This window comes from Arthrobacter sp. PAMC25564, from assembly GCF_004798705.1.
Lineage (GTDB): Bacteria > Actinomycetota > Actinomycetes > Actinomycetales > Micrococcaceae > Arthrobacter.
The window spans coordinates 348,605-373,606 of record NZ_CP039290.1 but is presented as its reverse complement, the minus strand read 5'-3'; the positions used below and the strand labels follow the sequence as shown (position 1 = coordinate 373,606).

Here is a 25,002-nt window from a genome sequence, read left to right as displayed (position 1 = left end):
TGAACCGGCGGGAGCAGACGCCATCGAGTACCTTTGGAGGTATTCTGCCGGTCAGCGACCACCCCTGCCCCTTCCCCGGCTCCGGCCCCAACGGAACCCTCCGCGACACCGGCCGCGGCGTCCTCCACCGGCGGTGAGACGGCCGGGTGGTTTGGGCTGGCCACAGGGTTGCCCGGCCTGGTCATAGGCGTGACCGCTCCGCACACGCCCCGCTAAGGCGACCTGACTTACGCCGGCTGCCGAAACTTTGAAGGATCGGATAGCGAAAAGGCGACGAATTCCGCGACCTGCGAGGCCCTGATCCGTCTGGCCGGGAATCGAAGGCCCCGTCGGACCGACGTCAACAAGGCGCAGCGCCAAGGCCAAGGAGTGGATCCCGGCCGGCCTGTTGGACCCCTTAGTTGACGAGTTAGTTGACGAGCTGGATGGCGTGCGCGCGGTGCGGGATTTGCACCGGCTGCGGGGTGGGTGGCTCCAGGGTCGGCGGCTCCTGCGGGAGGATCGGGCAGTGGTAGTTGTAGTCGAGGTCTCCGGCGGTAAATTGGGTTAGTGCGACGATCCCGCCGGCTGTGAGCGGGGCGGACGCGCACTTCGCCTGCGCGGAGGCTGTTGATGTTGCTCCGGGGATCCAGCTCTTGAGCCTGTACAGGTTGCTGCCGGGATCGACGGCGCCGGCAATTTCTCCGAACTGGTATGTGGTGGAATAGATGCCGACTTCTGCCCCGGTGCTCTGCAGATATGCGGTCATGCCCTCCAGATCTGCGGCGTTGGCTGCTGTGTCGTCTGACCAGCTGTTCCCGGTTTCCACGTCCAGCCACCACATACGGCGTGCGGGATCTGTGACTCCCCGCAGGTTCACGTCATCGAAGGCCATGGCGTAGCCGTAGACGTAGGCACAGGCCGCGGTTCCGGTGCCGTCGCATATCCCATAGGGGTTGGTGACGTCCGTTCCCCGGTAAATGTTCGATGAGGGCCACCACCAGGACGCGCCGGGTCCCGGATTGGCAGTGTTTACGTACACCGCCGCCGGGGTACCTGCCGCCGCACCAGTGGTGCCGGCCGCCCAGGCCAGTTGCCTGGCCAGACAAGGATTCGTGGTGTTCGCCCGGCCGCCGTTCACGCCGATGACCGCGGATCCCGGGGGTGCGGGAAGGTCGCCCCCGCACTGGGGCCAGGAGATGTCGTTGCCCAGCGCGGCGGGGTCCGGGGGCGGATACAGCGAATCGGGGCTTGCGGCGCGGGCAGGGCTGGCTTGGCACGCGAACAGCAGACAGGCAACGACAAGTAGTTTTGCGGCTTTCATTAACGGCCCCAGCTTCCGAACAACAGGCAACGGGCCTTCAGCAGCCCACTTCGCACCCTAGCGGTCCTGTCCCGGAGGATCATGAGTGGTCGCTACTGGACTTGCAGAAGTGAATCCGCACATGACACCTGTCTTCTACTTATTTCGACCCGCACAGCAAAGCAGCGGGTCTGGCGGTTAGTAATTGGCGAGGTGCACAGTCCTGCGATGCCAGTGTTGTGTGAGGGGCGGGCTACCCGCACCAGTTCGGAAGGAACCCGGGAATGGTGCGCACCAGGGCTCCGGTCTTCACGTCCACGACGGCGGTCTGCATGGGGGTTGGTGCGGCGCGGTTCGGGTAGTGGTCCCCGACATAACCGGGGGAGGCTGTTTCGATGGCGAGGTACTCGCCGGTGGGCGCGAGGCAGACGTTGAGTATGCGGGACCAGCCGGGGTCCGGCCGGTAGAGCAGGTGTGAGCCGTTCCTGTCGGTGAGGTTGACGACAGAGCTTTCCTTCCCCGCATCGAAGGTGCTCTTCACTTGGGCGTACAGGCCGCCGACGTCCAGAAGGAGGGGCTGGCCGGTGGTGGCCGTTGTCCCGTTTTGGCTGCTCTTCAGCCCGGCACCGTCGGCGATGCTCAGCGGCGTGGGCGTGGGCGTGGGCGTGGGCGTGCCGGTGGCGAGGTGGATGGTTGAGTACCGTTCCGGGTCTATGCCTTGGCGCAGTCCCCGGTCGGCGACGACGAGGTCGCCGGTGCCGGGGACAAAGCCGAGGAATCCGCTGTGCGTTCCCAGGGGTGTGATTTTGCCTGGGCTCAAGGGATCCAGGAGGAACATGGACTGGTCATCGGTCCGTGCCACGAGCGAGGTGGAGCCCGGGACAAATTTCCAGTCCGCCGCGGAGACCGGACCGTTGATCCCCTGGACCGGCTTCGGTGTGGAGGAAGGGTCCTCGACGTCGTAAACGAAGAGTTCTTTCCCAAGCTGGTCCGTGGCCGATGAACTGGTGAAGGTGTAGCCAACCAGATGGCCCGACGCGGCCGCGTGAATGTTCTCCACGTTCCCGGGCTTGGGCAGCGGCACGAGCCGCGGGGCACCGCCGTCGAGGGGGACGATCTCCAGGGTGCTGGTGTTGTCGTCGTTGAGCGTGGCAACGGCCAGGGCGGCGGGAAGCGCAGCAAATTCCTGGATCCGCGGGGCACGGACAAGCTCCGTGCCACCCCCGCCGCCGGGGAGGTTGGCCCCCAGGATGGTGTCTGGAATCTTCTTGCCTGCGCCGTCGAGGCCCGCTTTCCGTTCCAGTGTGTAGATGGCAAAAGAGGCGGTGCCGGAGGCGTGCTGCAACGCCGAGACGGAGTTGGGGTGCTGCAGTTGCGCCAGGTTCCCCGCGGTCAGGGCGCCGGCGAGGATGGCGAGCGTGGCGATGGTGCCATAGAGCGAGCGGGCAAAGCTGCGCCCGGCCCGGCGCGCCGCGGCTGCCTGCTTGGCAGACGCCTTGCCTCCTGGCCTGGTGGAGGGCCTGGCTGCCGGCCTGGCTGCCGGCTTGGCAGAGGGCTTGGCTGCGGGCCTGGTGGACGGTTTAGTAGACATAGGGCTGGGCCGGTTGTGTGGTGGGAGTGATCGTGTCAGGGATGAGAACGATCGATTCGTGGCTGGCGGCATCCGGGTTCGGGTGGAAGCCGCTGGTGGTGGTCACCCAGCTGTCCGTCTTGTACTCGTTCTGCCAGCCCGGATGGTAGACGGGCACCCCGATGGGCTGGGCGTCAACGGCGCAGCAGGTCACCACGAAGCGCGTCACGAAGAACACATTGGCCGGATCATTCTTGTCCGGCGTGACGAACCCGGTGACGGTGGCGGTCTTGCCGGCAAAGAAATCCTGGCCTGCGCCCGAACGGAGCAGCGAGGCCCAGTCCCTGACGGTGAACGCCGAGTAGTCTCCGCCCGCGAGCTTGCCGGCATCGTTTTGGGTGAGCGCCGAGGCGGAGCCATTGAGGCCGCGCTGGCTGACCGTCGACGTGGTGAGGGTCGACGGCGGCAGGACCAGCAGGCCCACCACCGCGGCGGTGATGGTCAGGATGCTTCCGGCGGCCCAGAGCCAGCGCCACCGCCCCCCGGTGCCGGTTTCCGCGTGTTCGTGTCCGTGCCCTTCCGGGGCAGCGGGGCCCAGGGCAAAGGCCGCCAGGGCCAGCACGGCCGCAATCACGGCCATGACGATGGTGAACACGAAGTACCGCGGATGGATGTAAAGCGCGAGCTGGCCCGTCAGGCCAAGCCACAGCGTGGCCACTATGCCGATAAGGCTCAGGGCCACGCCCTGCCAACGGCGAACAAGGATTCTAATGGACATAGTTGACCGCCAATCCAAGCACGGCGGCGCACAACGCCACCAGCACGCTGAGCTGAACGAGGGTTTTGGAGGTGAACGTGGTGCGCAGCAGGGCGAGCATTTTCACGTCGATCATCGGCCCGAACACCAGGAACGCCACGATGGCTCCCGGCAGGAACGTTGCGCCGAAGGACAGGATGAAGAACGCGTCAACGTTGGAGCAGATGGCCACGACAAAGGCCAGGAGCATCAGGGCCAGCACGGACCAGATCGGGTTGCTCCCGAGCGTGACGAGCACCTCCCGGGACACGGCGACCTGGATGATCCCGGCCAGGGCGGCGCCGATGAAGAGGGCCGGCATCATCGCGCCGGTTTCCTGGACGAACATCCCCACACTCCGCGCCGCCTTGCCCGGCTGCCCGCCGTGGTGGTCCTTCAGGGCGCAGGCCGCCTGGAACCGGGGCGTCAACAGGTCAGCCGGGCGCGGATGCCGGCTGTAGAGCCAGCCCACCAGGTTCGCGATGGCGAAACCACCGGCGATGCGGGCGACGAGGATATTGTTGTCCCAGCCAAAGGCCTGCTGCGTGGTGACGATGGTGATGGGGTTCAGGATCGGCGCGGCGAACAGAAACGTCATCGACTCCGCCACCGTCAAACCATTGACCATCAGCCCGCGCGCCAGCGGAACATTGCCGCATTCACACACCGGCAGCAGCATGCCCAACAGCGAGAGGACCATCCGCCGCAAAACAGGGGTTCTCGGCAGCCGGCGCAGCAGCAGCCCCTCCGGCAGCCAGATCTGCACGGCGATCGAGAGCACGATCCCGAGGAAGACGAAGGGCAAGGATTCAATCACGACGCTGATCGACAACGTGGCAAAGTCCCGCGCCGCATCCGCCATCCCCACCCCGCCCACGGAGGACGGAACCAGGAACCGAACCGCGAAAAGCAGGGCCACCAGGGCGACGCCGACCAACAACCCGGCGACAGACCTTCCCCGCACGGCACCGGCCCGGCCCCCGGCCGCTATGACGGGTGCCGGCAGCCCACGTTTGTCTATGGCTGGCAGCGGCATGGGCACTCCTTCCGTGACCGGGCCGGGCATCCCTGCCCGAAGGGCTGACACCGGAGACTGTACAGGCTGGGGTTTGGGGCGACTAGCCCCGGCAACCGGCACGATCCGGCCGGCCGGCTGCGGAAGAATATTGGAAGCAGCCCGGGCCAGCGCCCTGGTGCGGGCGCAGTGGGCGCGCTGGCCTCTCCAACGGGGACCGTGGGGCCAGTGCGGCAGCGCCGCAAGCCGTACCAATGCGCGGAGTCCCTGGAAAAACAAGAGTGGTCCGCCCGAAAAGACAGGTAGTCGGCACTCATACCCTGGCTGAGGACCCGCTGTAGGGTCGAAGCGTCTGCCAACCACAACGCTCGGCGGACGTCTATCCGCCACCCATGGCCACATGTGACGCACGGGTGGCGGATACAGAGTACCCGCTCCAGTAACGAACGGGACATGCCCGGGGGCGACATGTCCCGACCAGTCTCAGTTCTGAATCGAGTCAGGTCCCATGAAACTATTCCGGCGTCGCGGCCCGAAGGGCCAGCCTTTCCAACAAACCCCTCCGGCGTCCGCAGGCCTGTGGACCGGGGCCACACTCCCAGGACGGAACCACGCCGGAAAAACCCGTAAGACGAACTGGGCCGCCGCGGCGGCCATGGGCACGGCAGCACTCCTGCTGGCGACGTTCTTCAACGCCGCCGTCCTGGCGCCGCCAGCACGTGCGGCCGGTCTCGTCACAGTGACGCTGACATTCGACGATGCCCACGTCGACCAGATGGCCGCTGCAGCCTATATGAATTCCAAGGGCCTGCACGGAACGTTCTATACGCCGTCAGGCTTTCTCAATTCCGACAGCCTGCACATGACAACCGCCCAAGCCCTGGCGCTCCAGACCGCGGGAAACGAGATTGGCGGACACACTGTCACCCACCCCGATTTGACCTTGACCGACACCGCTGAGCAACAGCGGCAAATCTGCGACGACCGCACCAACCTGACCAACATGGGGCTGCGCATCACCAGCTTCGCCTATCCGTATGCCGCTTCCAGCCCGGCCATCGAGAGCGTTGTGTCGGCGTGCGGCTACAACAGCGCCCGTGGACTGGGTGACATCGCCAGCCAGATCCCGGCCTCCGCGGGCTCCCCCCTGGCCGAGACCATGCCTCCGGCCGACCCGTTCCTGACCAAGGCCCCGGACCAGCTCGACAATACCTGGACACTGCAGAACATGGAGGACCTGACCCTTAAGGCCGAGCCGGGCGGCGGTTGGATGCAATACACCTTCCACCACATCAACGTCCCCGGTAACCCCCTCGATGTCACCACAGCCAATTTCAATGCGCTCATCGACTTCCTGGCGGCCGAGCAGGCCGCGGGGCGGGTCACCGTGAAAACGGTGGACCAGGTGATGGGCGGAGCGGTGAAGCCGCTGGCTGCCAACGGGCCGACGCCACCGGCACCCATCACTTCAGGGAACCTGCTCCGCAACCCCGGATTTGAGACGGCGGGTTCCGTGGTCGGCGGCCCCCCGGACTGCTGGGTTCCGGGCTCCTACGGCACCAATACCTACACCACCAGCACCGTGACGACGGCCCACACCGGGACCGCCGCCGAGCAGTTGGTCGTGTCCGCCTACACGGATGGTGATGCCAAGGTGCTTCCGCCCCTTGACACCGGCCAGTGCACACCGACCGTCACTCCGGGTCATCGCTACACGATGTCGGCCTGGTATACCTCCACGGCGAATACCCAGTTCGAGGTCTACTACAGGTTGGGTCAGGGCAATTGGCAGTATTGGACGTCCAGTCCGCTGTACCTTCCCGCTACGGCCTACACCCAGGTGACCTATGAATCTCCTCCCATGCCCGCCGGTGCCACCGCCATGTCCATGGCATTGACCCTCCTGAGCACGGGAACGCTCGTCACAGACGACTACAGCCTCACCGATGGCCTGACGACTCCGGGAGCGTTCCAGCCCATCACACCGGCCAGGCTCCTTGACACGCGCACAAGCAGCGGGCCCGTGGCACCCAACGGGACGGTTTCCTTCCAGGTGGGCGGCGTGAACGGCATCCCGGCAACCGTCTCCGCGGTGACATTCAACCTCACCGTCGCCAACCCGACGTCCAACGGTTTTGTCACGGCATATGCTTCCGGAACCACCCGGCCGAATGCTTCCAACGTGAACTATGCCAAGGGGCAAATTGTCCCCAACAGTGTCACAGTCCCGGTGGGAACGGACGGAAAAGTTACCCTCTTCAACGCCTCCGTGGTGGGAACTGCGCAGCTGATAGCCGACGTCTCTGGCTACTATTTGTCCGGAACGGTGGCCGCTCCTGGTGCATTCCAACCGATCGCGCCGACGAGGTTCCTTGACACCCGCAGCCCCACGGCGCCGCCAGTGGCTGCCAAAGGGACCGTGTCGTTCCAAGTTGGCGGAGTCAGCGGAATCCCGTCAAGCGTCTCAGCAGTTACTTTCAACCTCACTGTGGCCGACGCAAAGTCCGACGGATTCGTCACCGCCTACGCCTCCGGCTCGGCTGCTGTGCCCAATGCGTCCAATGTGAACTATGCCGCCGGGCAGATTGTCCCGAACAGCGTCACCGTCCCGGTGGGAACGGATGGGAAGGTGGCCCTGTTCAACGCCTCCGTCGGCACCGCGAACCTGATCGCGGACGTCTCCGGCTACTATCTCGCCGGCACACCCACACTTCCCGGCACCTTCCAACCGGTCGCGCCTACCAGGTTTCTGGACACACGGACTCCAACACCGGCAACACCGGCAACGGCCGACGGAACCGTATCGTTCCTCATCGGCGGTGCCAACGGTGTCCCCACGTCCGCATCAGCCGCGACGTTCAACCTGACCGTGGCCAACCCGACATCCTTCGGGTTCATCACGGCCTATGCCTCCGGTGGCACACTGCCCAACGCATCCAACGTGAACTTTGCAAAAGGGCAGATTGTTCCCAATTGCGTCACCGTCCCGATCGGGGCCGACGGAAAGGTCAACCTCTACAACAGGTCAAACGGGACAACCCAACTCATCGCGGATGTCTCGGGGTACTTCCTTTAGCAGATAGATGTGGGCCACGCGGGGATGTTTCCCGTGCGGTCAGACAGAAGGCATGCAGTCCCGCACTTCTGCGGAGTGCGGGATGTCAGGAGGTCTGGGTTCTGATGGATGAAGGCCAGCAGGAGCCGGTGCGTGTTGCTTCCTGCTCGCGGCCCCCGGGTCTGGGAAGCCTGGTTGGCCTACTACCGACTCGGGGGCAGCCTGGATGAGAGGGCCGTCGATCCATATCTCTACGGATTGCTGCCGCTGCCGGCGCTGGACTGTAATCGGCTGGCGATGGCCTTGAACGAGCACTTGGCCCGACTCCGGATGCCGAAGTTCGCTTCCTAGAGTGCCTAAAGAAACATCACGCAGCCTCAGCATGCCAGGGACCGGGGTGTAGGTGGTGCCGTCGCGGAGCATGGCCCAGAGGACGTTCAGGCGGCGCCGGGCCAGGAGAGCATGGCCTGAATGTGGGTTTTCCCTTCGCCGCGTTTGCGGTCGTAGACCCGTGAGACGGGGCAGGATTTCAGGGCCGACAGCCCGGAGAAGACGCGGAGCAGCCTGCGGTCGTAGCGGCGGGGCCGGTGGTGGTTGCCGGTGATACGGCCGGAGTCCCTGGGTGCGGAGGCGAGGCCGGCGACGCCGGCGAACTGGTCCGCGGTTTCAAAGACGGTGAGGTCTCCTCCGGTGGCGCCGAGGAACTCGGCGGCCAGCACGGGGCCGAAGCCCGGCATGCTGAGCAGGGTCCGGGTGTACCGGTGTTCGGTGACCTTCTCGCTGATCAGCGAATCGAGCTCTGCCAGTTCCTCATTCAGGGTGATGATCTCCTGTGCGAGGGCGGCGACGATCAGCTCTCCGAGGTGCTGGGCCGGGACGGTGGTGTGCTGGGATTTCGCGGCCTCGACTGCTGCTGTGGCGACGGCAGCCGAGGAGCGGGCACCGTGTTTCTTCAGCCAGGCATGAAGCCGTGTCTGGCCGGCGCGGCGGATGCCGTCAGGAGTCCGGTTCTTGGTCAGCAGCAACAGGGCCGCTTTGGAACGGCTGTAATCGAAGGCCCGCTCCAGCGCGGGGAAGTACTCCAGCAGCTGGGCCTGCAGGCGGTTGATCGCCCGGACCCGGTCCGCGGATTTGTCCGCCCGCCGTGCGGTGAGGATCCGCAGCCCGGTACTGATCTCATCCCCGGCCCGCAGCGGCTGGAGGTCTTTCCGCATCCTGGCCTGGTCAGCTATCACGGCAGCGTCCTTGGCGTCCGTTTTGCCGTCGCCGCGATAAAGCCTGGAGGCGTGATGCACGGTCCGGCCAGGGATGTAGAGGATGTTCTGGCCGTGGCCGACGAGCAGCGCGATCAACAGCGCCGGCCCGCCGTGGTTCAAATCCGTCGCCCAGATCACCTCGTCCCGTCCGGCGAGTTTCAGGACGTTGGCGATGAGTTCGAGCAGGGCTGGTTCGTCGTTGGGGACTCGTTGGGAGAGCAGCCGGTTTCCGTCGGCGTCGATCACAACGCAGTGATGGTGGGCTTTGCCGGCGTCAATACCGGCCCATAGGTGCACCAAGAACAGCCTCCAGTCTGTCGGTTTGGGTTAAGGCCCAGCAGATAACCGCGCCGTCGTGTCCTTATCCGGCGATCATGTCGCGTCTCTTAATCAGCGGTCGGGTCATCGCGGGGTGGCGGGCGGCCAATCCTTCGAAGCCGTCACGAGCCCGTCCGGCACAGCAATCAATGCCATACCCGCCTCCCCTGGGCAGCCACGACCCTGCAACAGCCACGGAACCACCCGTCAACACCATAAGGAAACAGCCAGAAACAGCGAGGCCCCCCGCCGGGCGACGCGAGGCGATGCTACCGGGCGGTAGCCAAAGGGCATGGTGGCTTAGTGTTAAGGGAAGTGACAGTCAGGAGCTGTTCCGGTTCCGACGAGAGGCGATGATGGCCAAGCGCAGCAACCCGGCAATGAAGATTGCCCAGAAGACCGCCCACAACGCGATGTTCGACGCCGAGGGCAAACCCAAGCCGGGCGTCCACAACCTGCTGCTCCGCGCCGTTGAAGTCCAGCGGCCGCTGGTGCTGGCGAACATCCGGCGGCTCCAGCGGAAGTATCCCCGGGCGACGGCGGCGCAGCTCGCCGCCAGGCTGGAACGGGACTACCTCGTGGCCGTCACCGGCGGCGGGGCGCTGGTTGGCGGGACCGCCGTCGTGCCCGGCGTGGGGACCGCAGCGGCACTGGGCCTTTCGGCCGCCGCCACAGTCGGGTTCCTGGAAGCAACCGCGCTTTTCGCCACGTCCCTCGCCGAACTCCACGGCGTGCGGATGGTGGACCCGGACAAGGCCAGCACCCTGGTCATGGCCATCATGCTGGGCGAGGAAGGCATGGAACTGCTGAGCTCGCTAAGCGGCCAGGCGGCAGGGAGGAGCACGGGCCCCGCACAGGCCTGGGGCTCCCTCTTCGCGCGCCGGGTCCCGCTGGCCGGCTTCGGTACGGTGCGTGAGCGGATCCAGCGGGCCTTCCTCCGGAGCCTGCTGAAGCGCCAGGGCAGCGCCTTCCTGGGCAGGGCACTTCCCTTCGGCGTCGGCGCCGTCGTCGGCGGGGTGGGAAACCGCCTGATGGGACGCGCCGTCGTCGCAAACGCCAAGGAAGCGTTCGGCCCCATGCCGGACACGATCCCGGGAGAACTCCTCGTGGGCACGGGAGGCGCCGCTTCGGCGGCAGACTCCCTGGACGCTTCCCCGGAGAACCCGGCACGGGAAAACCCTGAACGGAAAGACCATGCCCGGAAAGACCCTGCACAAGAAGGCGGCAACTTTTGGATCTGAACGCTGACCTGGGAGAGTCCTTCGGGACCTGGACCATGGGCGACGACGCCGCCATGTTCCCGCTCATCACGAGCGCCAGCGTGGCCTGCGGGCTGCATGCCGGTGACCCCGTGACCATGCTGGACACCTGCCGGGCTGCCTATGAACTCGACGTCCGGGTGGGCGCCCACATCGGGTATCCGGACCTGGCCGGGTTCGGCCTGCGCTCGATGGACATGACCTTCGACGATCTCTTCGGCGCGGTGCTGTACCAGCTCGGCGCGCTGGACGGGGTGGCCCACGCGGTGGGTGCCTCGGTGGATTACGTCAAGATGCACGGGGCGCTCTACGACCGCACGGTGCACGACGCCGAGCAGGCCTCAGCCGTGATCGCCGCCGTCCAGGCCTACGATCCGGGGCTTCCCATCCTGGGTTTCCCGGGCTCAGCGCTGCTGGGGATCGCCGAGGAAGCGGGGCACCCGGTCTTCTTCGAAGCCTTCGCGGACCGCGCCTACCTCCCCGACGGCACCCTGGTGCCGCGGTCGCAGGAGGGGGCGCTGCTGGACGACGTCGGGCAGATCACCGCGCGGGCGGTGCGCTTGGCCACCAGGGGCGAAATCGAGGCGGTCGACGGCACCGTGGTCCGGATCGAGCCGCAGTCCCTGTGCCTGCACGGCGACACCCCCGGCTCGGCCGCGACGGCCGCGGCGGTCCGAGCCGCGCTGGAAGCTGCGGGCGTGGAACTGGAGCCCTTCGCCTGATCGGCGCCGATCAGTCCGGACAGGGCCTGCCCAGTGTCCTAAGGCTCTATCCGGGCCAATGAGCGCGACCTAGCTTGAAGGCATGACTGCCGGAGGCACTGCGGGGTTCGATGGACCCGCCTCGGATGCGATGTTGAAGCTGGGCCGTTTCTTCACGAAATGGGACCAGACCGACGACGGCAGGGCGGTGTTCCGGGAGGGCGGCCGCAAGGGCGACATCTTCTACCGGGACCGCTGGAGCCACGACAAGGTGGTCCGCTCCACGCACGGGGTGAACTGCACCGGGTCCTGCTCCTGGAAGGTGTACGTCAAGGACGGCATCATCACCTGGGAATCCCAGCAGACCGACTACCCCTCCGTGGGCCCGGACAGCCCGGAATACGAGCCGCGGGGCTGCCCGCGCGGGGCGGCCTTTTCCTGGTACACCTACTCACCCACGCGCGTCCGGTTCCCGTACGCACGGGGCGTCCTCGTGGAGATGTACCGCGAGGCCAAGGCCAGGCTCGGCGATCCGGTACTGGCCTTCGCCGACGTCGTGGGGGACCCCGAACGGCGCCGCCGCTACCAGCAGGCCCGAGGCAAGGGCGGCCTGGTGCGGGTGTCCTGGCAGGAGGCGATCGAAATCGCCGCCGCGGCGCACGTGAACACCATCAAGGCGTACGGCCCGGACCGCTGCGCCGGATTCTCGCCGATTCCCGCGATGTCCATGGTCTCGCACGCCGTCGGGACCCGCTTCATCCAGCTGATCGGCGGGGTGATGACGTCCTTCTACGACTGGTACGCGGACCTCCCCGTGGCCAGCCCACAGGTGTTCGGGGACCAGACAGACGTCCCGGAATCCGGTGACTGGTGGGACGCACGGTACCTCATGATGTGGGGCTCCAACGTCCCCGTGACCCGGACCCCCGACGCGCACTGGATGGCCGAGGTACGCTACCGCGGCACCAAGGTGGTGACCGTCAGCCCGGACTACGCGGACAACACGAAGTTCGCCGACGAATGGCTCCCCGCCCAGGCGGGAACTGACGCAGCGCTCGCGATGGCGATGGGGCACGTCATGCTTAAGGAGTTCTTCGTCGAGCGTGACGTGCCGTTCTTCTCCGACTACGTCCGCCAGTACACCGACCTGCCCTTCCTGGTCCGGCTCGACCGGCGCGACGACGGCTCCCTCACCCCGTCCAAGTTCCTCACCGCCCGGGACCTCCCGGCCGAGTCCGGTGCCGAGGACGCGGCATTCCGCACCGTCCTGTTCGACAAGAAAACCGGCCTCCCCGCCGTCCCCAACGGCTCCATGGGGTTCCGCTACTCCGGCAGCGGCGAGGGCAAATGGAACCTGGACCTCGAGGGGATCGAGCCCGCGCTGTCCCTCCGCGAGGTCTCCGGGGAAAGCGCGGAGATCCTGCTGCCCTGCTTCGAGGACGCGGACGGCGCCGGCAGCGTGCTCCGCCGCGGTGTACCTGTGCTGGAGGTGGAAGGCCAGCTGGTCACCACGGTGTTCGACCTTATGCTGGCCCAGTACGGCGTGGGCCGCGAGGGGCTCCCGGGGGACTGGGCCGCCGGCTACGAGGACGCCTCGACACCGTACACGCCCGCCTGGCAGGAGGAGATCACGTCCGTCCCGGCGCAGGCCTGCATCCGGGTGGCCCGGGAGTTTGCCCGCAACGCCGAGCAGTCCAAGGGCCGTTCGATGATCATCATGGGTGCCGGAATCTGCCAGTGGTTCCACGGCGACGCCACCTACCGGGCCGTCCTGGCCCTCGTTATGCTGACCGGCTGCATGGGCCGCAACGGGGGAGGCTGGGCGCACTACGTGGGGCAGGAAAAGACCCGTCCCGCCACCGGCTGGGTCTCCCTGGCGAACGCGCTGGACTGGTCCAGGCCGCCGCGGACCATGATCGGCACCGGCTACTGGTACATGCACACGGACCAGTGGCGGCAGGACGGCTACTCCGCGGACGCGCTGAAATCCCCGCTCTCCACCGGGGCCCTGGACGGCATGCACACCGCGGACGCCCTGGCCCAGTCCGCGCGGCTCGGCTGGATGCCGTTCTACCCGCAGTTCGACCGGAACCCGCTGGACCTCGCGGACGAGGCGGAGGCCGCCGTCGCCGCCGGCACCGCGAAGGACACCCCGGGCTACATCGCGGACGCCCTGAAGAACCGCACCCTGAACCCGGCGATCGAGGACGTGGACGCGCCGGAGAACTGGCCGCGGACCCTCGTGCTGTGGCGTTCGAACCTGTTCGGCTCCTCGGCCAAGGGCAACGAGTACTTCCTGCGCAACCTGCTGGGCACCCACAACAACGTCCTGGGCAAGGACCACGCCGAGGGCCTCAAGCCGAGGGACGTGAAATGGCATGAGCAGGCGCCCGAAGGGAAACTGGACCTGCTGGTCTCCGCCGACTTCCGGATGACCTCCACCACCCTGCTGTCCGACGTCGTGTTCCCGGCCGCCACCTGGTACGAGAAGCATGACCTGTCCTCCACCGATATGCACCCGTTCGTGCACGCCTTCACGCCCGCGATCGACCCGCCGTGGGAGACCAAAACGGACTTCGACACCTTCCACCTGCTGGCCCAGGAATTCTCCCGGCAGGCAAAAACCCACCTCGGGGTCCGCCGGGACCTGGTCAGCGTGCCGCTGCTGCACGACACGCCCGGCCAGCTCGCCCAGCCCGGCGGGATCGTGCGGGACTGGCGGGACACGTCCATTCCCGCGGTCCCCGGGCAGAACATGCCCATTTTTTCCGTGGTCGACCGGGACTACACCGCCATCGCGGACAAGCTGGCCGCCGTCGGGCCGCTGGCCGACAAGCTGGGCTTCACCGTCAAGAACGTCACCTACAAACTCGCCGGCCCGCTGGAGCGGCTCAGCCGCTCCAATGGCGTGATGCTCGGCGGCGCCGCGGACGGACGCCCGGCGATCGACACCGACGCGAAGATGGCCGAGGCCATCCTGGCGTTTTCCGGCACCACCAACGGCGCGCTGTCCGTGCAGGGCTTCAAGGACCTGGAGATCCGCACCGGCCGGAAACTCGCGGACCTTTCCGAGGGTTCCGAGGAAAAATTCATCACCTTCGCCCAGACCCAGGCCGGCCCGGTCCCGGTGATCACCTCCCCGGAATGGTCCGGCTCCGAGACCGGCGGCCGGCGCTACGCCCCGTTCACCATCAACGTGGAGCGGCTCAAGCCCTGGCACACCCTGACCGGGCGGATGCACTTCTTCCTGGACCACGACTGGATGATCGACATCGGCGAGGCCCTGCCGATCTACCGGCCGCCGCTGGACATGCACCGCCTGTTCGGCGAGCCGAAGCTCGGCCAGGACGGGTCCATGGAGGTGGTGGTCCGCTACCTGACCCCGCATTCCAAGTGGTCCATCCACTCCGAATACCAGGACAACCTGCTGATGCTCTCGCTCTCCCGCGGCGGTCCGACGGTCTGGATGAGCCCGTCCGACGCCGAGTCCATCCAGGTCAATGACAACGACTGGGTGGAGTGCGTCAACATCAACGGCGTCCTCGTGGCGCGGGCGATCGTCAGCCACCGGATGCCGGCCGGCGTGGTCTACGTCCACCACGCCCAGGAACGCACCATCGACGTGCCGAAGTCCGAGGCCACGGGCCGGCGCGGCGGCATCCACAACTCGGTGACCCGGCTGCTGGTCAAACCCTCGCACCTGATCGGCGGCTACGCCCAGCTGGCCTACGCGTTCAACTACCTTGGCCCCACCGGAAACCAGCGCGACATGGTGGCCACCGTCCGCCGTCGTTCCCAGGAGGTGCAGTACTGATGCGTGTTATGGCTCAAATGGGCATGGTCATGAACCTGGACAAGTGCATCGGCTGCCACACCTGTTCCGTGACCTGCAAGCAGGCCTGGACCAACCGTGCGGGCACCGAATATGTCTGGTTCAACAACGTCGAAACCCGCCCCGGGCAGGGGTATCCGCGGCGCTACGAGGACCAGGAGAAGTGGCACGGCGGCTGGGTGCTGAACAAGCGCGGCAAGCTCGTGCTCAAGGCCGGCGGCCGGGTCAAAAAACTCTTCGGGATCTTCGCCAGCCCGGTCCAGCCCGAGCTCAAGGACTACTACGAGCCGTGGACCTATGACTACAAGACCCTCGTGGACGCGCCGCTGGGCGACGACTTCCCGGTGGCCCGGCCCAAATCCCTGATTACCGGGGAGGACACCAAGATCACCTGGTCCGCCAACTGGGACGACGACCTCGGCGGTTCCACCGAGAACGGCCACCTGGACCCGATCGTGGAAAAGGTCCGGCGGGAGTCCGAGGACAAGATCAAGTTCGCCTACGAACAGACCTTCATGTTCTACCTGCCGCGGATCTGCGAGCATTGCCTGAACCCGTCCTGCATGGCTTCCTGCCCGTCCGGCGCCATCTACAAGCGGGTGGAGGACGGGATTGTCCTGGTGGACCAGGACAAGTGCCGCGGCTGGCGCCAGTGCGTCACGGGCTGCCCATACAAGAAGATCTACTTCAACCACAAGACCGGCAAGGCCGAGAAATGCACCTTCTGCTACCCGCGCGTGGAGGTGGGGCTGCCGACGGTCTGCTCGGAAACCTGCGTGGGCCGGCTCCGGTATCTGGGGTTGTTCCTGTACGACGCCGACGCCGTCACCGCGGCGGCGGCCGTCACCGACCCCCGGGAACTCTACGACGCCCAGATGGATGTGCTGCTGGACCCGAACGATCCCGCCGTCCAGGCCGAGGCCCGGGCCCAGGGTATCCCGGAGGACTGGATCGACGCAGCCCGGCGCTCGCCGGTCTACGCGCTGGCCAAGGTGTACAACGTGGCGCTGCCGCTGCACCCGGAATACCGGACCATGCCGATGGTCTGGTACGTGCCGCCGCTCTCACCCGTGGTGGACCTGCTGCGCGACCAGGGGCACGACGGCGAGGATACCGGCAACCTCTTCGGCGCCATTGACGCCCTGCGCATTCCGGTGGAGTACCTCGCGGAACTGTTCACTGCCGGGGACACGGAACGGGTCACCGCGGTGCTGAAGAAGCTCGCGGCGATGCGCTCCTTCATGCGCGGCATCAGCCTCGGCAACGATCCGGACGATTCCATCCCGGAAGCCGTGGGCATGGACGGCCAGACCATGTACGAGATGTACCGGCTGATGGCGATCGCAAAATACGAGGAGCGCTACGTCATCCCGAAAGCCCATGTGGAACAGGCCCACGACCTTGAGGAGATGGGCTGCTCGCTGGATTTCGACGGCGGACCGGGCATGCAGGATTCCGCCCCGTTCGGGGAGGCCAGCGGCAGGCCCGTCCCGGTGGCCGTGGAAACCTTCAACGCCCTGCGGGACCGGCAGACCTCGGGCTCCGCGCCCGGCGAAACGACCCTGCGCGGCCGGGTCAACCTGCTGAACTGGGACGGGACGGGGGCGCCGGAGGGGCTGTTTCCGGAAAAACACCCCACGGCGCCGGAGCCGGGATCGCCGGCGGGGGAGCGGCCATGACCCGCCGCCAGCAGGTGGTCTACCTCGCCGCGGCATGGTGCCTGTCCTACCCCGACGAGGAACTGATCGGCAGGGTCCCGCTGATGCGCGCCGCGCTGGCCGAGTTCCCCGGCGCCGTCGCGGATTTCCAGGAGGTGCTGGATTCGATGGAATCCACACCGCCGATGGACAGCCAGGCCCACTATGTGCGCGAGTTCGACCTCGGCAAGCGCCACGCCCTCCACCTGTCCTACTGGACGGACGGGGACACGCGGCGCCGCGGCGAGGTGCTGGGCAACTTCAAGAAGACCTACCGGCAAAGCGACATCCTGGTGGACACGCACGGCGAGCTGCCGGACTACCTCCCGATGGTCCTCGAGTACGCCGCACTGGTGGACCTCGCGGCCGGCCGCGGGCTGCTGATCCAATACCGCTCCAGCCTGGAGATGCTCCGCTTCGGGCTGCTCCGGGACGGGCTGCCGCACGCCCGGATCCTGCAGGCCGTCTGTGCCACGCTGCCCGGAAAATCCCCGGCGGACGAGCAGGCGGTCATGCGGATGGCCGGCTACGGGCCGCCCACCGAGGCCGTTGGCCTGGACCCCTACGATCCGCGCCTGCTGCCCGTGAAGGGGGCCTGAGATGGACACCGCCGCACCTGCCATCACCGCCCTGGACATCCTGTTTTGGGGCGTTCTCCCGTACGTCATGATGGTGATCCTCGTCGGCGGGCTCGTCTGGCGCTACAAATACGACCAGTTCGGCTGGACCACGAGGTCCTCCCAGCTCTACGAGTCCAGGCTGCTGCGGATCGCCTCGCCGCTGTTCCACTTCGGCCTCCTCGCCGTGATCGCCGGCCACTTCTTCGGCCTGGTCATTCCGATGGTATGGACCCAGGCGGTGGGGATGAGCCAGGAGTTCTACCACTTCAACGCCCTGCTGGTGGGCGGCGTGGCCGGGGTGGGAACCCTGGGCGGGATCATCCTGCTGATCTACCGCCGCCGGACCACCGGGCCCGTCTTCATGGCCACCACCAGGAATGACAAGACCATGTACGTGGTGCTGACGGCGGCGATCGTCTTCGGGCTCTGGACCACGCTCGCGAGCGTCTTTGACGGCGAGCACGGGCACAATTACCGCGAAACCGTGGCCCCGTGGTTCCGCTCGCTGTTCATCTTCCAGCCCGACATCGCTGCCATGGCCGGGGCGCCCTTTTCCTTCCACCTGCACACCCTGGTAGGCATGACGCTCTTCGTGATCTGGCCATTCACGCGGCTGGTCCACGCCTTCACGGCGCCGTTCCACTACCTCTTCCGGCCCTACATCGTCTACCGCTCGCGGGACCGGGACACCGGCCGCGCCGGAGGCAAGCCGGCAGCCGGAACCTCTGCCGCGCGGACCACCGGAACCGCCGCGCGCCGGGGCTGGTCCGCCGTCGGAACACGGGACCGGGACACCCGGAACCGCTGAGCCGCCGTCCTGAACCGAAACTATTGAACTGAAGAGGAGAACACCGTGGCCGGAGCAGCGTCCCCGTCCCTAGCCGCCCCCGCCGGCCGGACGCTCAACCTGGTGCTCGCCACCTCCGCCTCGGTGGTGTGCTTCTGGGCCTGGAACTCCGTCGCCACCCTGGGTGCCTTCTACACCCAGAACCTGCACCTCAATCCGGCCACCACCGGCGTGCTGGTCGCCATGCCCGTCTTCGTGGGCTCGCTCGGGCGGATCGTCGTCGGCACCCTGACGGACAGGTACGGCGGGCGGGCCATGTTCAGCTTCGTCCTGCTGGCCTCCATCCTCCCGATCCTGCTGGTGGCCGTCGGCGGCACCATCAGATCCTTCGCGCTGGTGCTGGGCGCCGGGCTGCTGCTGGGGGTCGCCGGAACCGTCTTCGCCGTCGGGATCCCCTTCGTCAGCGCCTGGTACGAGCCCGCGCGGAGGGGATTCGCCACCGGCGTCTTCGGCGCGGGCATGGGCGGGACGGCCCTGGCGGCCTTCCTCAACCCCCGGCTGGTCGCCGGAATCGGCTACTTCCCCACACACCTGCTGATCGCCGCCATCCTGGCGCTGATGGCCGTCCTGATCTGGTTCCGCATGCAAGAGTCCCCGGGCTGGACCCGCAACAACGCCCCGGTGCTGCCCAAGCTGCTCGACGCCGCGAAAACCCCCGTCACGTGGAAGATGTGCTTCCTCTACGCCGTCGTCTTCGGCGGCTTCGTCTCCTTCGCCACCTACCTGCCCACCTACCTCCGGGATGTCTACAGCTTCGATCCGAGCGGGGCCGGGGCCCGCACCGCCGGGTTCGCCCTCGCTGCCGTGCTGGCCCGGCCGGTGGGCGGGGTACTCGCCGACAGGCTGGGTCCCAAACCCGTGGTGCTCACGTCCCTCGCCGGCGTCGCGGTGCTCGGCTGGCTGGTCAACCTGCAGCCCGACGGCGAAGTCCCCGCCGGCCTCACCTTCGTGGCCATGGCTGCCGCGCTGGGATTGGGGACCGGCGGCGTCTTCGCCTGGGTGGGGGTGCTGGCGCCCCAGGGAAAGGTGGGCAGCATCAGCGGGGTGGTCAGTGCGGCCGGCGGCCTTGGTGGCTACTTCCCGCCGCTGGTCATGGGAGCCACCTACGACCCCGCGACCCACAGCTACTCGATCGGGCTCCTGCTGCTGGTGGGGACCGCGCTCGTGGCCCTGGCGTTCACGGTCTTCGCCGTCCGGGGCCGGACCCCGGCGAAGGTCGCGGCGGCCTGACTGGTTCTGCGACCCGGCGGATTTCTAGCCGAACACCAGGTGCGCCACCGTGAAGATGGCCAGCCCGGCGAGGGCGCCCACCACGGTGCCGTTGATGCGGATGAACTGCAGGTCCCTGCCGACCTGGAGTTCGATCTTCTGCGAGGTCTCCTCCGCGTCCCAACGGGCCACGGTCTCGGTGATCACGCCGGCGATGTCAGAGCGGTACGTCTTGACCAGATAGCCCGCGGCGTCGCCGATCCAGGTGTTCACCTTGCCGGCCAACTCGGGATCGACCACCAGCCGGGTGCCGAAGTCGTGCACGGCGGCTTTGAACTTGACGGTCAGTTCGCTGTGCGGATCGTCGACGGCGGTGAGCAGCGCCGCCTTGATGGTGCCCCAGGTGCGGGAGGCCAGTTCCCGGACCTCGGGGTCGCCGAGGACCTGGGCCTTGATGCCCTCGGCGCGGGCGATCATGACCGGATCATGCTGCAGCTCCTGCGCCAGCGAGGAGAGGTACTTGTCGATGGACTGGCGGACCTGGTGCTGCGGATCGGACTGCACCGCACGGGTGAACTTAAGGATCTCCAGGTAGACCTTGTCGCCCATCAGGCCGTCCACGAACTGCGGCACCCACTGCGGGGAACGGTCCGAGACCAGCCTGCTGACCGTCTCATGGTTGTCCCGCACCCAGTCCACGGTGCGGTCCACGAGCAGGTCCACGAGCGTGTGGTGGTGGCCCTCGGCGAAGATCCGCTCGGCGAGCCGGCCCACCGGGGGTCCCCACGGCGGAGTGAGCAGATGCCGGCGGACCATGCCCTCGATCACGGACTGGACGTCGTCGTCGTTCAGCACCTTGAACGCGCCGCGGATGACGGCGGCACCTTCCTTGGCGACGCGCTCGGCACCGCCCGGTCCGGACAGCCACGCACCCGCCTTGCGGGCGATGTCAACGGAGGCAAGTTTGTGGGCGACCACCTGCTCGGAGAGGAAGTTGGTTTCCACGAATTCGCCCAGTGAGGCGCCGATCTGGTCCTTGCGCTGCGGGATGATGGCGGTGTGCGGAATCTTGAGGCCCATCGGGTGCTTGAACAGGGCCGTGACGGCGAACCAGTCGGCCAGCGCGCCCACCATACCGCCCTCGGCCGCGGCCCGGACATACTCGAGCCACGGATACTGCTTCTGCAGCGCGAAGGCGACCACGAAGATAACGGCCATCACGATCAGCAGCGATACGGCCAGCAGCTTCATCTTCCGCAGCGCGGCGGCCTTCCCGGCGTCGTTTGACCCCGCGGCCCGGCGGGCGGCCGGTCCGCCGGCACCGACGCCGGTCTGTGCGCCGGGCGAGGGGTGCGCCGTGCTGTCGGCGCCTTCCGGACGGGCATTTGGCTCAGTGTTCACCTGCATGTGCCCAGCCTAGCCCCGCGCCGGTGCCGGCCGTCCGCTAACGTGTCAGCATGACGACTGACGAGTTGCTCCCCGCCCGTCCGCTGGTTTACGCCCACCGGGGCTCCAGCGGGGTTTTCGCCGAGCACACCCGCGCCGCCTACCTGCAGGCGATCGCCGACGGCGCCGACGGCGTCGAGTGCGACATCCACCTGACCCGGGACCAGCACGCGGTATTGCTGCACGATGCCAACCTGGACCGCACCTCGGACGGCACCGGAGCCGTGGCCGACCGGACCCTCGAGGAGCTCCGGCTGCTGGACTTCTCCTCGTGGAAGGGTGCGAGGATTCCGGACGAGTACGGAGCCAGGTCCGAGCAGTTCCTGACGCTGCCCGAACTGCTGGACATCCTGCGCCTGGCCGGCCGGGAGATCGGCCTGGCGATCGAACTCAAGCACCCCAGCCCCTACCAGCTCAAGCTCGAGGACAGGGTCCTTGAAGTCCTGGTGGAGGAGGGCTGGAATCCCGCCACGTCGATGCTCGGCAACATCCGGGTCTCCTTCATGAGCTTCAGCCCGGACGCGGTGAAGCACCTGCTCCAGTCCGTTCCCGCGGAGGCCGTCTGCCAGCTCGTGGACGACGTCAAGGTGGAGGAAATCCGGGGGGAACTCGGCCTGGGTGTCCTCACCGGCGGAGCGCTGGCGAATGTCATGAAGGCGGCGCAGACGGAGGCGGAACGGATCCTGGACGACGGCGAGGTGGGACTGGCCGGACCTGGCATCACATACGTCCGGCAGCACGCCCGCACGGTCCAGCGCTGGCTCGATTCCGGCCGCCGGTTCCGCGTCTGGACCGTGGACTCGGAAAACGATGTGGCGCTCTGCCACGGCCTGGGCATCCAGGAGATCACCACGAACCGGCCCGCAGAGGTCCTCGCCCAGCTCACGTCAGGCAGCCAGCCGGTCCGGTGACGGGCCGGCCGATTACGGCCTTCCCGGCGGCTGTGATTGAGTGGTTCCATGCCTTTAAGCTGGTCCCGCCGGGCCACCCAGACCCTGTCCGCGGCTGCCTTGGCCACACTGCTGCTGGCCAGCGCCGGAAAGCACTTCCGGGATCCCGGCTTCTTCGACCAGGTGGTTCCGGATATCCTCTGCCGCGATGATTCCGGCGAACGGTCCAACGGGCCGCTCGCCGTACTGTCCCGCGAGGAATGGGTGGCGGTGAGCGGACTGCTGGAAGCGGGCGCCGCCGTCGGACTCCTGTTCCCTCCCACCCGCCGGGCGGCGGCCGGCTGCGTCACCGGCATGTTCACCCTCTTCCTCGCCGGGCACATCGACGCCCTGCGCAGGGCCTACGGTCCGGCCGGAACCCCCGGACAGCGCAAGGCGCACACCCTGCGCCTCCCGCTCCAGGCGCCCCTCATCGCCTGGGCCTGGAGCCTGCGGGCCCCGGCAACGCCCGCCCTGGAGATCCGGGTATGAGGCTGCGGCGGTGAAACTCCTGCAGTCCCCGGCCGTGCGGGTCGGGCTGTCCATCAGCATCGCCACCGGCCTTTACGGGGTGTCCTTCGGCGCCCTGTCCGTCACCTCCGGGCTGGACTTCTGGCAGACCATGGCCTTGAGCCTGCTGCTGTTCAGCGGCGGCTCGCAGTTCGCATTCATCGGGGTGGTGGCCGGGGGAGGCTCCGGCGTCGCCGCCATGGGTGCTGCCACGCTGCTAGGCATGCGCAACGGGATCTACGGGATGCAGATCAACGCCCTGTTGCGCCCGCGCGGCTGGCGGAGATTCGCCGCGGCCCACGTGACCATCGACGAGTCCACCGCCACGAGCACCGGGCAGACGGACCCGGCCGAGCAGAAGCGCGGTTTTTGGACCGCCGGGATCGGCATCTTCGTGCTGTGGAACCTTTTCACCGCCGTGGGCGCCCTGGCCGGGGGAGCCTTGGGGGACCCCAAACAATGGGGGCTCGACGGCGCCGCGGTGGCGGCCTTCCTGGGCCTGCTCTGGCCCAGGCTCAAAGGCCGCGAACCCATGGCGATCGCCGTCGTCTGCGCCCTGGCCACGGTGCTGGCCGTGCCGTTCGTTCCCGCCGGCGTGCCGATCCTGATTGCAGCGGTGGTGGCGGCCGGGATCGGCTGGTTCAGCCATGGCCGCAGCGACGAGGGCCTGGAACCTGACATGGACCCGTACGCGGAGCATCCCACGGGCCATCCGGATCGTCCATCGGGTCCTCCCTCCGGGGGTGCCGGATGAACCTTTGGATGTGGCTGCTGCTCGCCTGCCTGCTCGCGTATGCGTGGAAACTGCTCGGGTACCTCGTGCCCGCCAGCCTGCTCCGCAACCCGCGGATGTCCCGGATTGCCGGGACCATGACCATCGGGCTGCTGGCGTCCCTGACGATCGTGAACACTGTGGCCTCGGGCCCGTCGCTGGCGCTGGACGCCCGGCTGGGAGCGCTGGCCGCGGCCGGTATCGCCCTGGTTTTCCGCGCGCCGTTCCTCGTCGTGGTGCTCGCCGGTGCCGGCGCGGCCGCCGGCCTGCGGCTGCTGGGCTGGGGCTGACGCTTCCCGGGCTGCGTCCGGGTGCGTAATGGCCGTTGGCCCTTACCCGCCACCGGGGTCCTGTGGGAGCATTCCATCATGAGCGAAAATGACGTTCCGGAGGCCCCGGAGCCGGAAGCAGAGCGGCCGGAGGCCCCGGAGCCCGAGCCGCAACCGGAGGCAGAGCGCCCGGAGGCGCGGCGTCCTGCGCCGCCCCGTCCCGAGGTGCCGGCGCCGGGCAAGGGACATCCCAAGCCCCACGAGACCTTCGTTCCCCCCGGGCCCGAAGCCACCCGGGAGCTGCGTGAGATGGCCCGCCGCCGCCGGGAGGCCGAGGAGAAGCTGCAGCACCACCTGCTTGAGGCCAAAGAGAAGCCGGCGGAGCACTAGTTCCGGCTCGTCCGGGGCCGGCCCCGGACGTCTTCCCCCGCCATCAGCGCTGGCCGAGAACGGCATCGAACGCGGTGCCCGGCAGCGGCGCCTGCGGCGGCAACGGCCGGTGGGGCCGTTCCGTCCGGATGGCGTCTTCGACGAGGGCGACCGGCCGGCGCCAGGCGTCCGATCCTGCTTCCATCGTGTCCACGACGCCGATCAGCATGGCCAGCAGCCGGATCAGGTCGGTCATCGAGATGTCGCTCCGCAGGGTGCCCTGGCCCTGGCCGCGGCCCAGCAGCACAGCCATCGATTCGATCAGGCTGCCGGTGATGCCGGTCAGCAGCCCGCGCCTGCCCGCCACGGCGCCCAGGAGGTTGGCCTCCTCGCTGGCTACCCCCATGAGGGCATAGATCACCCGGAAGAGACCGTCGGCGGCATCCGGGGCGGCCAGTGCTTCGTCAATGACCGGGTCCACCAGGCGGCGGAGCTGCCGGTTCAGCGCCGCCAGCACCAGCTCCTCCTTGTCCGCGAAGTTCCTGAACAGCGTGGCGGGGCCCACCCCTGCCGTGATGGCGATGGTCTGCAGCGGCACTTCCGGTCCATGGTCACGGAAGCACTGGCGGGCCGCGGTGATGATCTTGTCCACGTTGCGCGCAGCATCGGCGCGGAGTGGCCTGCGGTCTAATGCCCGGTTCATTTGCCTAGGGTAGCAACGGGAACTTCGGCCCACCTTGTTACTCATTGGTAGAGCCCTATATGACGGGTCTGCCATCTGCCGGCCCGCTCGCCGGCCGCAGGGCAGGCACCGGGCCGGAACGGAACAGCCGTGGCGGCGCGTGAAAGACTGGAGCCATGTTGCTTGCATTCTCTGTCGCACCCTCAGGCCGTCCCCCGGCCGTAAGGCCGGATTCCGACGCCGGTTCTGTCACTGATTCTGCCGCGGGCGGCGGCCAGGCGGACGACGCATCCGTCCACGACGCCGTCGCCGAGGCAGTGCGGATCGTCCGGGAGTCCGGGCTGCCGAACCACACGGATTCCATGTTCACCACAATCGAGGGCGACTGGGATGAGGTTTTCGCGGTGGTCAAGCGGGCCACGGAGGCCGTGGGACGCTACGGCAGCCGGGTCTCGCTGGTCATCAAAGCGGACATCCGGCCCGGCTATTCCGGGGAACTCAGCGGCAAGCTGGACCGCCTTGAAAAGGCCATCGGCGACTCCCGGGACCAAAGCCGGAGCTAAGCGCA

General features: G+C 67.6%; 20 protein-coding genes and 1 pseudogene. 14 read left to right on the top strand and 7 right to left on the bottom strand.

Annotation, left to right across the window (positions count from 1 at the left end):
* Positions 1-409 precede the first annotated feature (409 nt).
* The 4 genes from E5206_RS01700 to E5206_RS01680 all read right to left on the bottom strand — a co-directional run bounded on the left by E5206_RS01700 (position 410) and on the right by E5206_RS01680 (position 4,684).
* On the bottom strand, positions 410-1,303 hold the full coding sequence (locus tag E5206_RS01700; protein ID WP_205759982.1) for a hypothetical protein: 894 nt from the start codon (positions 1,301-1,303) through the stop codon (positions 410-412).
* A gap of 232 nt (positions 1,304-1,535) precedes the next feature.
* Positions 1,536-2,873, bottom strand: a complete 1,338-nt coding sequence (locus E5206_RS01695) for a hypothetical protein (RefSeq protein WP_168709248.1) — start codon at positions 2,871-2,873, stop codon at positions 1,536-1,538.
* Positions 2,863-3,630 (bottom strand): TIGR03943 family protein, encoded by a 768-nt coding sequence (locus tag E5206_RS01685; RefSeq protein ID WP_136320968.1) that lies wholly within the window; start codon positions 3,628-3,630, stop codon positions 2,863-2,865. The genes E5206_RS01695 and E5206_RS01685 overlap by 11 nt, the downstream gene beginning before the upstream one ends.
* The gene (locus E5206_RS01680; RefSeq protein ID WP_136320967.1) at positions 3,620-4,684 is read right to left on the bottom strand and encodes a permease; all 1,065 of its coding nucleotides are present in this window, start codon (positions 4,682-4,684) and stop codon (positions 3,620-3,622) included. The genes E5206_RS01685 and E5206_RS01680 overlap by 11 nt, the downstream gene beginning before the upstream one ends.
* A 634-nt stretch (positions 4,685-5,318) precedes the next feature.
* On the opposite strand from E5206_RS01680, the gene E5206_RS01675 reads away from it, so the two are divergent.
* Positions 5,319-7,739, top strand: coding sequence for a polysaccharide deacetylase family protein (locus E5206_RS01675; protein WP_168709247.1), 2,421 nt, complete (start codon positions 5,319-5,321; stop codon positions 7,737-7,739).
* A gap of 390 nt (positions 7,740-8,129) precedes the next feature.
* On the opposite strand, the pseudogene E5206_RS01670 reads toward E5206_RS01675, so the two are convergent.
* A pseudogene (locus E5206_RS01670) lies at positions 8,130-9,274 on the bottom strand (IS110 family transposase); the annotation flags it as partial.
* Positions 9,275-9,648: 374 nt separating this feature from the next.
* Here E5206_RS01670 and E5206_RS01665 point away from each other — a divergent pair.
* The 7 genes from E5206_RS01665 to E5206_RS01635 all read left to right on the top strand — a co-directional run bounded on the left by E5206_RS01665 (position 9,649) and on the right by E5206_RS01635 (position 19,478).
* Positions 9,649-10,533: a hypothetical protein gene (locus tag E5206_RS01665; RefSeq protein ID WP_240690100.1), complete on the top strand. Its 885-nt coding sequence runs from the start codon at positions 9,649-9,651 to the stop codon at positions 10,531-10,533.
* Positions 10,524-11,273 (top strand): 5-oxoprolinase subunit PxpA, encoded by a 750-nt coding sequence (locus tag E5206_RS01660; protein WP_136320965.1) that lies wholly within the window; start codon positions 10,524-10,526, stop codon positions 11,271-11,273. The genes E5206_RS01665 and E5206_RS01660 overlap by 10 nt, the downstream gene beginning before the upstream one ends.
* A gap of 82 nt (positions 11,274-11,355) precedes the next feature.
* Positions 11,356-15,066 (top strand): nitrate reductase subunit alpha, encoded by a 3,711-nt coding sequence (locus E5206_RS01655; RefSeq protein ID WP_136320964.1) that lies wholly within the window; start codon positions 11,356-11,358, stop codon positions 15,064-15,066.
* On the top strand, positions 15,066-16,763 hold the full coding sequence (gene narH, locus E5206_RS01650) for a nitrate reductase subunit beta (protein ID WP_136320963.1): 1,698 nt from the start codon (positions 15,066-15,068) through the stop codon (positions 16,761-16,763). The genes E5206_RS01655 and narH overlap by 1 nt, the downstream gene beginning before the upstream one ends.
* Entirely contained in the window at positions 16,760-17,380 is a 621-nt protein-coding gene (narJ, locus tag E5206_RS01645) for a nitrate reductase molybdenum cofactor assembly chaperone (protein WP_136320962.1), read from the top strand. The genes narH and narJ overlap by 4 nt, the downstream gene beginning before the upstream one ends.
* 1 nt (position 17,381) lies before the next feature.
* Complete coding sequence (gene narI, locus E5206_RS01640; RefSeq protein ID WP_136320961.1) at positions 17,382-18,209, top strand: respiratory nitrate reductase subunit gamma; 828 nt, start codon at positions 17,382-17,384, stop codon at positions 18,207-18,209.
* Between the two features lie 45 nt (positions 18,210-18,254).
* Entirely contained in the window at positions 18,255-19,478 is a 1,224-nt protein-coding gene (locus E5206_RS01635; RefSeq protein ID WP_136320960.1) for an MFS transporter, read from the top strand.
* A 24-nt stretch (positions 19,479-19,502) separates the two neighbouring features.
* Here E5206_RS01635 and E5206_RS01630 read toward each other — a convergent pair whose 3' ends face one another.
* Positions 19,503-20,708: a DUF445 domain-containing protein gene (locus tag E5206_RS01630; protein WP_136323910.1), complete on the bottom strand. Its 1,206-nt coding sequence runs from the start codon at positions 20,706-20,708 to the stop codon at positions 19,503-19,505.
* A gap of 206 nt (positions 20,709-20,914) precedes the next feature.
* Between E5206_RS01630 and E5206_RS01625 the strand changes: the two genes are divergently transcribed.
* The 5 genes from E5206_RS01625 to E5206_RS01605 all read left to right on the top strand — a co-directional run bounded on the left by E5206_RS01625 (position 20,915) and on the right by E5206_RS01605 (position 23,773).
* Positions 20,915-21,814: a glycerophosphodiester phosphodiesterase family protein gene (locus E5206_RS01625; RefSeq protein WP_136320959.1), complete on the top strand. Its 900-nt coding sequence runs from the start codon at positions 20,915-20,917 to the stop codon at positions 21,812-21,814.
* 48 nt (positions 21,815-21,862) lie between these two features.
* Positions 21,863-22,324, top strand: a complete 462-nt coding sequence (locus E5206_RS01620) for a hypothetical protein (RefSeq protein WP_136320958.1) — start codon at positions 21,863-21,865, stop codon at positions 22,322-22,324.
* A gap of 10 nt (positions 22,325-22,334) precedes the next feature.
* A complete protein-coding gene (locus E5206_RS01615) occupies positions 22,335-23,096 on the top strand; it encodes an AzlC family ABC transporter permease (RefSeq protein ID WP_136320957.1) in 762 nt (253 codons plus the stop codon).
* Positions 23,093-23,404: an AzlD domain-containing protein gene (locus tag E5206_RS01610; RefSeq protein ID WP_136320956.1), complete on the top strand. Its 312-nt coding sequence runs from the start codon at positions 23,093-23,095 to the stop codon at positions 23,402-23,404. Before E5206_RS01615 ends, E5206_RS01610 begins: the two co-directional genes overlap by 4 nt.
* Positions 23,405-23,482: 78 nt before the next feature.
* A complete protein-coding gene (locus E5206_RS01605; protein ID WP_136320955.1) occupies positions 23,483-23,773 on the top strand; it encodes a hypothetical protein in 291 nt (96 codons plus the stop codon).
* Between the two features lie 43 nt (positions 23,774-23,816).
* On the opposite strand, the gene E5206_RS01600 is transcribed toward E5206_RS01605, so the two are convergent.
* Positions 23,817-24,455, bottom strand: coding sequence for a TetR/AcrR family transcriptional regulator (locus tag E5206_RS01600; RefSeq protein ID WP_136320954.1), 639 nt, complete (start codon positions 24,453-24,455; stop codon positions 23,817-23,819).
* A 155-nt stretch (positions 24,456-24,610) separates the two neighbouring features.
* Here E5206_RS01600 and E5206_RS01595 point away from each other — a divergent pair, with 155 nt between their 5' ends.
* Positions 24,611-24,997 (top strand): thiamine-binding protein, encoded by a 387-nt coding sequence (locus tag E5206_RS01595; RefSeq protein WP_136320953.1) that lies wholly within the window; start codon positions 24,611-24,613, stop codon positions 24,995-24,997.
* The last annotated feature ends 5 nt before the right edge of the window (positions 24,998-25,002 follow it).